Genomic DNA, 7952 nt, shown 5'->3' on the forward strand with positions numbered 1-7952 from the left:
GGACACACATGAGTGACGATCTCGTGCCTTTTCTGGGGCACTGGGTGCTCGACCCGGCACGCTCCGCGTACACCGGCGGTACGCCTCCGAGGAGCGGTCACTACGACCTGAGGCTGGAGAACGACCGTCTGGTCGTGAGCATCGAGGGTGTCCTGGGGTCCGGCGACCCCATCCGGACCGGGTACACATTGGACCTGTGGCAGGACACGCCGATGAGCGTCGGCCACGTCGACCGCGTGCGGACGGTCGTCGAGCCGCGCCGGTTCTGCACGATCGCCTACGCGGGCGCGCAAGCGGTTGCGCGGGCGTGGCGGGTGCTCGGGCACCTCAACGAGATGACGGTCGTCCAGTCCGCTCCCGACCAGTTCGGGGTGTGGCGCGACGACGTTTCGGTCTACCGCAGGCAGTTCTAGGAACGCGGCCTGAACACCGCGACAACAACCCGCAAACCCAGCAGCACGCTGATGATCATCAGGTTGTAGCCGAACACCTGGTACAGCCCCACGTCCGGCGAGATCTGCGGCCCGCCGGTCGAGCCGAGCAGCAGCACCGACATCACGCCGGCGGTCGCGCCCAGCGCCGTCAGCATCACCTGGTGCAGCAGGCTCGTGACGAACGACCGGTCGCGCTCGTCCGCGAACAGCCGCACCGACATGCTCAGACGTCCCTGCTCCATCGCGCCGGTGATCCGGTCGATCCGCCTCGGCAGCCTGCGCAGCATCGGCAGCACGGCCTGGAGCTCCTCGGCCATCGTGCGCTTCACCGACTCCGGCGTGAGCCGCTCGGTGATCTGCTCGGTCGCGAACGACCGCGACTCGACCACGATGTTGAAGCCCGGCGCGAGCACCGCGAGAGTGCCCTCCAGCGTCGCCAGCGCGCGGAACACCGCCGCGATCTCCGGCGGGATGCTCAGGCCGAACCGCGACACGATCAGGAACAGGTCGCCGAACATCTCCACGTCCGGGCGCATGCCCGCGCCGAGGTGCCGCGCCATGAACTGGCCGAGGGCGCGCTCCAGCCGTTGCTCGTCGATGTCCTCCGGCCGGGACGTGAGCTCCAGCAGCGAGTCCGTGAGCCCCGCCGGGTCGCTGCGGTCGATCGCGAGCAGCAGCCGTTGCAACGCCGAGCGCAGCGCGGAGTCGATCCTGCCGACCGAGCCGAAGTCGAGCAGGCCCAGGCGGCCGTCGCTGAGCAGCAGCACGTTGCCGGGGTGCGGGTCGGCGTGGAAGACGCCGTCGAGCATCACCTGGCGCAGCACGAACCGCAGCAACGTCCGTGCGAGCCCCTCGTCCTCGGACGCGCCGCGCAACGGCACGCCGTCGAGCCGGTCCATGACGAGCACGCGCGAAGTCGACATGTGGACATGAGGCAGTCCGACGGACGAGTCCGACGCCGCCGCGACGGCCGTGATGTTGCGGGCCTCGATCTTGAAGTCGAGCTCCTCGCGCAACGCCGCCGCGAACCCGGCGGCGAGGTCCCTGATCCCCAGCGCGGAGCCCCACCGCGTGCGCTGCAGGGTCTCGGCCAGCCGGGACACGATGTCGAGGTCACCCTCGGCGGTCGCCCGCACGTCCGGCCGTTGCACCTTCACGACGACCTCGGCGCCGGACTTCAGCACGGCGCGGTGCACCTGCGCGATCGAAGCCGCGGCCAGGGGTTCGGGATCGACCTCCCGGAACGCGTCGAGCCCGACCTCGGCGTCGAGCACCTCGCGGACCTGGTCCCACTTGGCCGCCGGCACCTTGTCCTGCAGCAGGCTCAGCTCGTCGACGAAGTCCTGCGGCAACAGGTCGGCGCGCGTCGACAGCACCTGCCCGAGCTTCACGAACGTGACGCCCGCGTCCTGCAGGGCGAGCCGCAACGACCGTGAGAGGCCGGTGGAGGTGCGTTCCCGGCCGCGCAGGTAGGGCCCGAGGCCGTGGCGGAACGCGATGGCGGTGATCCGCGAGTACCGGCGGGTCCGCGCGATCCGGCGCCGCGCCATGCCCCACCACTCGGTGGGCGGCGGGATCGAGCCGGTCGGGACGATGATCTCCGCGAACGCCAGCACGGCGATCACGGCGAGAATGGACAGTCCGAGTTGGAGCGTCACGAGGCCGGCGGACGGTTCGGCGGTGGTCTCGCCGAAGGCGCTCTGCGCCACCGACATCGCCAGCGCACACGCGAGCGCGGTGCGGATCAGGCCGATGCGCAGGCCGAGGATTCGCCGTGCGGCCAGGGCCATGCCCATGACGAGCAGCACGAACGTGACCGGAAAACCGATCGTGTAGACCAGGAAGTCCCCCATGGACGGCAGCCTAGGCCGTCGAAGCTGAACGCCACCGGGGTTCCAGCACGACGGCGGTGTGCTGGAACCCCGATGGCGCGGTCAGGGGATCAGAAGTCGAAGACCTTGCCGGTGTAGGCCCGCAGCACGCACGGGTTCGAGAACACCTGCTGGAAGTCGATCTTCTTGGTGCGCCACTTGCCGCGCAACGTGGCCTTGGTCGGGTTCAGCTCCATCGTGCACATCGCGCCGGTCTCTTCCAGTCTGCGGAAGTCGCCTTCGACGGGCATGAGCTGGTCGCACGCCTGCTGGGCGTTCTTGTGCAGCCCGCCCGCGGGTTCGCAGTTCAGCTGCGTGGTGCTGAGCGTGCCCATCTCCGGCTGGACGGACAGCACCAGGCCGGATTCGGGGAGGAGGTGCGCTGTCAGGGGTGCCGCCTGGGCCGTCGCGGGGACGAGCGGTGCGGCGAGCGCGAGACAGGCAAACAGAAGTCGGGTCCTTGCCATGCCACCACTCTGGCGCGACAAGGACCCTGTATTCCATTCAACCGGGCGGTAACACCAGATCGTGTAAACCGCCTTAACTGCGTGCAACTAGATGCGCGTGGACTCCGTCCCGGCGAGCGCCTTCGCCACCTGGTCACCCACCGCAGCCATGCCCTTGGCGTTCGGGTGAACGGGGAACGCGAGGCTCGTCGGGATGATGCCCTCGACCCACTTGTCCCACGGCGCCGCGCACGTGTCGCGTCCGGCGCTGATGTCGTAGGGGTTCACGAACGTGGCACCGGCCGCTTTCGCCTGTGCGCCCAGCATTCCGTTGAGCTGCTGCTGCACGTTGTCGAGGTACGGCACGTCGCCCCTGGAGATCGGCACGACCGGCCAGCAGCCACCCGACGGCGGCAGGATCCGCAGGTAGCCGACCACGACGATCTTGGCCTTCGGGCTGCGCTGCTTGATGCCCTGCAGGACGGCGGCCACCTTGGCGGCGGTGGCGTCGACGCGCTGACCGAGCGAGTCGCCGTAGTTCGCCTTGCAGGGAGCGCCGTTCGGGTCGGCGATGCTCTTGCCGGCGCAGGTCAGGATGATGTCGGAGAAGCCGATGTCGTTGCCGCCGATGGACACCGTGACGAGGTCCGTCGTGGCCTTGAGGGCGGAGAACTGCGCCACCGACTGGCCGGGGATGCCGGTCTGGACGCCCGCCATGTCCTTGGTCTGCGCGCCACCGCAGGAGATGTCGGTGAAGTTGGCGACGCCGAGCCTCTTCGCGAGCACGGACGGGTAGTTCTGCGTGGACTTGAAGCAGCTCAGCGGATCGAGCCGCTGCAGGGGGATGAACGGTCCCGAGACGAACGAATCTCCGAGCGAGACGTAGTTCCGGTAGGTCGGGGCGGCGCTGGCGTGCGGTACCAGCAAGGCCGCGAACAGGGCCGTGAGCAGGGAAACAACAGTCACTCGGCGCGTCATTGCTACCTCGTTACTGGTGAGTAGGAACGTAGGACGAAGGGTGACCGGACCATTGCGCAGTGTCAATCCCTCGACCAGGCTGGAACGATGACGGGGGTACGCAAAGTAGCGGCGGCATCAGCAGTCGGTAACACGATCGAGCTGTACGACTTCCTGCTCTACGGCACGGCGTCGGCGCTCGTGTTCGACAAGATCTTCTTCCCGCAGTTCGACTCGCGCGTCGGCGTGCTGCTCGCGTTCGCCACGTTCGGCGCGGGTTTCTTCGCCCGGCCGCTGGGCGGCGCGGTGATCGGGCACCTCGGCGACCGGATCGGGCGGCGGCCGATGCTCGTGATCACCCTTTCGGTGACGGGCGCGTCCACGGCGTTGATCGGCCTGCTGCCGACCTACGCCCAGGTCGGCATCCTGGCGCCGTTGTTGCTCGTGTTGCTGCGGCTCGTCCAGGGCTTCTTCATGGGCGGTGAGCAGGGCGGTGCGTCGCTGATGGCCGTCGAGCACGCGCCGCCGGGGCGCTGGGGCTGGTACGGCAGCTGGGTGTTCATCGGGTCGCCGGTCGGGCTCGTGCTGGCGAACCTCGCGATGTACGTGTCGTCGCGCGCGTCCGGGCCGGACTTCCTGAGCTGGGGCTGGAGGTTGCCGTTCCTGTTCTCGGTCGTGCTGGTCGGGATCGGCCTCTACATCCGGCTGCGCGTGTCGGAGTCGCCGCGGTTCGAACGAGTGGAGAAGGCGCGGCTGCCGATCGCGGAGGTGTTGCGCGACCGGTGGCGCGTGGTGCTGCTGGGCGCCGGCGTGAACCTCGGCTTCACGATCTTCATCTACGTGCTGAGCGTGTTCATGATCGGCTACGGGCGCACGGCGCTGAAGATCTCCGCGGACGACCTGTTGGTCGCGACGATCGTCGGGTCCGTGGCGCAGGTCGTGGCGGTGCCCGCGTTCGCGTTGCTGTCGGACCGCATCGGGCGGCTGCCGGTGATGTTCGGCGGCGCGATCTTCCAGGCCGCGTTCGCGTTCCCGCTGTTCTGGCTCACGGACTCGGGCTGGTTCACGTTCGCGATGGTGCTCGGCTTCGTCGGCTCGGCGGCGTTGTTCGGTCCGTCCGCCGCCTATTTCGCCGAGCTGTTCCGGACCCGCGTGCGCTACAGCGGCGTGGCGTTGAGCTTCCAGCTCGGCGCCGTGCTGGGTGGCGGGCTGGCACCGTTGGTCGCGCAGTCGTTGCTGCGCACCGGAACCTGGGCGATCGCGCTGTACCTGATCGCCGGCGCGGTGCTGTCCGGCGTGTGCCTGCTGGTGATCGGGTCAGCGCACGAGGCGGAGCCTGCGGGCGGCGAGTCCGATGCTCAGCCGCTGGCCCCAGCCCAGTCGTAGCGCGTCGCTCTCGATGCCGTCGCCGAACGCCACGAGGCCGTCCGTCTCGACGTCGATCCGGAGTTCCTGGTCGGTGATCTCGCCTTCGGTGTGGTTGATGCCGGTGCTCGGCGACGGCCAGGCCTCCCTGACGAACCACACGAGCCTGCGCTCGGTCGGGGTGGGCAGGGTGAGCGGGCTCTTCCTCTCGCGGTGCGCCGAACTGCACCAGCCCGTCGCGCCCGTGCCGCTGCCAACGAGAATTCCGGACGACGCCTGGCGTTCGTCCGCGATGCGGTAGCGGCTGGTCTGGTGGCTCGGGTGGCCGACGTAGATCTCGTTGAGCGCGTAGAGGGTCTGGCCGTCGTCCGCCCTGGCCTCGACCATCGTGCGGTCCTCGGTGTTCGTCGTGCTGTGCAGGAGTTCCGCGGCATCTTGCGGGGAGTGCTGGGCGAGCACGCCCCGTTCCGGGTTGATGCCGATCACGGGCTGGCCGTCGAGGTACTTGGCGACGTTGGCGACCAGCCCGTCCTGCCCGACGATGACGACTACGTCCTCGGGCGCGAACAGGAACCGCGACAGGTCTTCCCGCTCGACGACGCCACGGCGCCAGTCGAGCGGGATCGCGGCGCCGACGTCTCCCAGCGCTTTGCGGGCCTGCTGGTCACGGTCCACCACCTCGTCCAGAGTTCTGTTGCGGGACTTGAGGAAGAACTCGACCTGCCCCCGCGTCCCGTGTCGTGCCAACAACTCTGTCAGCTCGGTGCGCCTGTGCACCAGCACGATTCTCGGTGCGAGGCTCATCGCGCGAGCCGCTGCAGGATCGGCTGGATGATGTCGGGCGTGAGCGAGATGCTGCCGATCTCGGGGAGGTTGCCGGCGAGTTCCTTGGCCGCCAGGGCGAGCAACGTCCCCTGCGGGACCTCCTTGTAGGCGTCCAGTCGTGCCTTCTCGCCGGCCGCCTCGGCCTCGGCCAGCTTGCGGATGCCCTCGGCCTTGGCGTCGTCGGCGACGCGGCTGGCCCTGGCGTGGTCCTCGGCCTTCTTCAGCGCGTTCGCACCGCGTTGCACGACCAGGAGCTCTTCCCGTTTCGCGAGCTCGATCTGGTTCTGCAGTTCGTTCTCGCTGATCGCGCGCTCGCGTTCGACCGCGATGGCACGACGTTCGTAGGTGGCCTTGTCGGCTTCCTGCTGGACCTTCTCGCGGATGGTGGTCTGCAGGGCCTTCTCCATGTCGGCGTCCGGCCGGATGGCGACCACGCGGACGTCGATGATCTGCAGCCCGATGTGCTCCGCCTTCAGGTTGGCAGACACCGCCGCCTTGACCTTCTCGACGCCGGTCCTGATCGCGGTTTCGAGGTCGAGCGTGCCGAGGATCTTGAGGGCGTGCTGCTGGGTGCTCTCGGTGAGGGTGTTCGCGATCTGGTTCAGCGGGTCCTGGCGCCAGGTGCCGGTGTCCGGGTCGATCGAGAAGTCGATCCTCGTCGTGGCGGTCTCCGGGTCGGTGCAGCGGTAGGTGACCGTGAGCTGGACCGTGACGTCCTGGTAGTCCTGCGTTCTCGCGTGGAACAGCATCGGGAGTTCCCTGTCGTCCACCGGGACCTCGCTCAGCACCGCGGTTCTGGGGCGGAACCAGAAGCTCAGGCCGGTGCCCTCGTGGACGATCTTGCCCTTCCTGACGTGTCTGATGTGGACCGTCGGGGTGCCCCTGAGGTGGCGGAGTCCTGGGTAGGTGCTGATGTCGGCCATGTTCTGCTCCCTGTGTGGCTGCTTTGTGTGCGGGTTCTGTTCGGGACCTGTTCGGGATGGACGACAAGCGCTCGACCCCCCGATCGTGCGCTTGTCGTCCATCTGACGATAAGCCTATACTTCGATCGTGTACTCGCCAAGTGATTTCCCTCCCTTCGCGGTCACGGTCGATCTCGTGGTGCTGACCGTGCGGGCCGACACGCTGTGTGCGTTGCTGGTCAGGAGGGGGGAGGCGCCGTTCCGGGGGCGGTGGGCGTTGCCAGGGGGGTTCGTCCAGGTCGCCGAGTCGGTGGACGCGGCCGCCGTTCGGGAGCTGGCCGAGGAGACCGGGGTGTCCGGGCTGCACCTGGAGCAGTTGGGGACGTACGGGGAGCCTCGGCGGGATCCTCGGATGAGGGTCGTGTCGGTGGCCTACCTGGCGTTGGCGCCTGACTTGCCCGTGCCTGTGGCCGGGACTGATGCGGCTGCTGCTTCTTGGGTGCCAGTGGAGGAGGTTTCTGGGCTTGCCTTCGACCACGGCCGGATCTTGGAGGACGGGGTGGAGCGGGCTCGGGCCAAGTTGGAGTACACCGCTTTGGGGACCGCGTTCTGCGGGGCGGAGTTCACGGTGGCGGAGTTGCGGCGGGTTTACGAGATCGTTTGGGGGGTGGCTTTGGATCCCCGGAACTTTCATCGGAAGGTGACTGGGGTTGGGGGGTTGCTTGTGGCTACCGGGGAGAGCACTTCTCGGGATGGGGGGCGGCCTGCTGCCCTGTTTCGGAGGGGTGGGGTTGAGGTGTTGTTTCCGCCGTTGGTTCGGGGGGCTGGGGGTGGGGCTGGGGCTGAGCCAGGGGCGTAGGTGGTTGGCTTGCTTGCGGCCTGTCGCCTTGCGGGTCGCGGCTTGTGCGGGTGGCCGGGTTGCGTGCGGCGACCTTGCGTTGCGTGCTTCCCCTGGGGCTCTGCCCCAGACCCCGGCAATCTGAAATGGGGGTAGCGCTGCCTGCGGGTTGATGGCACGCCTGGTGCGTAGGGCGGCTGCCTGTTGCGTTTGAGGGTTGCGTTGGCGGTGGGGTCCCATCACGAGTCGCACCAAGAGCGGGCTGCACCTGAGGAGGGGTGGGAAGCGGAGGAAAGACGGGTGCCCGTGTGACC

The 7952-nt window shown here is 68.5% G+C and carries 8 protein-coding genes; 3 read left to right on the plus strand and 5 right to left on the minus strand.

Annotation, left to right across the window (positions count from 1 at the left end; all coding sequences use genetic code 11):
* The first annotated feature begins 8 nt into the window (after window positions 1-8).
* Window positions 9-413, plus strand: coding sequence for a hypothetical protein (locus ACFWN2_RS33525; protein ID WP_143091943.1), 405 nt, complete (start codon window positions 9-11; stop codon window positions 411-413).
* Here ACFWN2_RS33525 and ACFWN2_RS33530 read toward each other — a convergent pair.
* The 3 genes from ACFWN2_RS33530 to ACFWN2_RS33540 form a co-directional block, all read right to left on the minus strand.
* Window positions 410-2287 carry an ABC1 kinase family protein gene (locus tag ACFWN2_RS33530; protein ID WP_382434301.1) on the minus strand — a complete coding sequence of 626 codons (1878 nt, stop codon included), beginning with the start codon at window positions 2285-2287 and terminating at the stop codon, window positions 410-412. The two genes, ACFWN2_RS33525 and ACFWN2_RS33530, sit on opposite strands and share 4 nt — an antisense overlap.
* 89 nt (window positions 2288-2376) lie before the next feature.
* On the minus strand, window positions 2377-2772 hold the full coding sequence (locus ACFWN2_RS33535; protein WP_382434303.1) for an SSI family serine proteinase inhibitor: 396 nt from the start codon (window positions 2770-2772) through the stop codon (window positions 2377-2379).
* A gap of 87 nt (window positions 2773-2859) precedes the next feature.
* Window positions 2860-3729: an SGNH/GDSL hydrolase family protein gene (locus ACFWN2_RS33540; RefSeq protein WP_382434305.1), complete on the minus strand. Its 870-nt coding sequence runs from the start codon at window positions 3727-3729 to the stop codon at window positions 2860-2862.
* Between the two features lie 87 nt (window positions 3730-3816).
* Here ACFWN2_RS33540 and ACFWN2_RS33545 point away from each other — a divergent pair, with 87 nt between their 5' ends.
* The gene (locus ACFWN2_RS33545) at window positions 3817-5094 is read left to right on the plus strand and encodes an MFS transporter (RefSeq protein WP_382434307.1); all 1278 of its coding nucleotides are present in this window, start codon (window positions 3817-3819) and stop codon (window positions 5092-5094) included.
* On the opposite strand, the gene ACFWN2_RS33550 is transcribed toward ACFWN2_RS33545, so the two are convergent.
* Window positions 5026-5850 carry a hypothetical protein gene (locus ACFWN2_RS33550; RefSeq protein ID WP_382434309.1) on the minus strand — a complete coding sequence of 275 codons (825 nt, stop codon included), beginning with the start codon at window positions 5848-5850 and terminating at the stop codon, window positions 5026-5028. The two genes, ACFWN2_RS33545 and ACFWN2_RS33550, sit on opposite strands and share 69 nt — an antisense overlap.
* 23 nt (window positions 5851-5873) lie before the next feature.
* Window positions 5874-6821 (minus strand): SPFH domain-containing protein, encoded by a 948-nt coding sequence (locus tag ACFWN2_RS33555; protein WP_382434311.1) that lies wholly within the window; start codon window positions 6819-6821, stop codon window positions 5874-5876.
* A gap of 127 nt (window positions 6822-6948) precedes the next feature.
* Between ACFWN2_RS33555 and ACFWN2_RS33560 the strand changes: the two genes are divergently transcribed.
* Entirely contained in the window at window positions 6949-7659 is a 711-nt protein-coding gene (locus tag ACFWN2_RS33560) for an NUDIX domain-containing protein (RefSeq protein ID WP_382434313.1), read from the plus strand.
* Window positions 7660-7952 lie beyond the last annotated feature (293 nt).

This window comes from Lentzea sp. NPDC058436 (genome assembly GCF_042721515.1).
Lineage (GTDB): Bacteria > Actinomycetota > Actinomycetes > Mycobacteriales > Pseudonocardiaceae > Lentzea.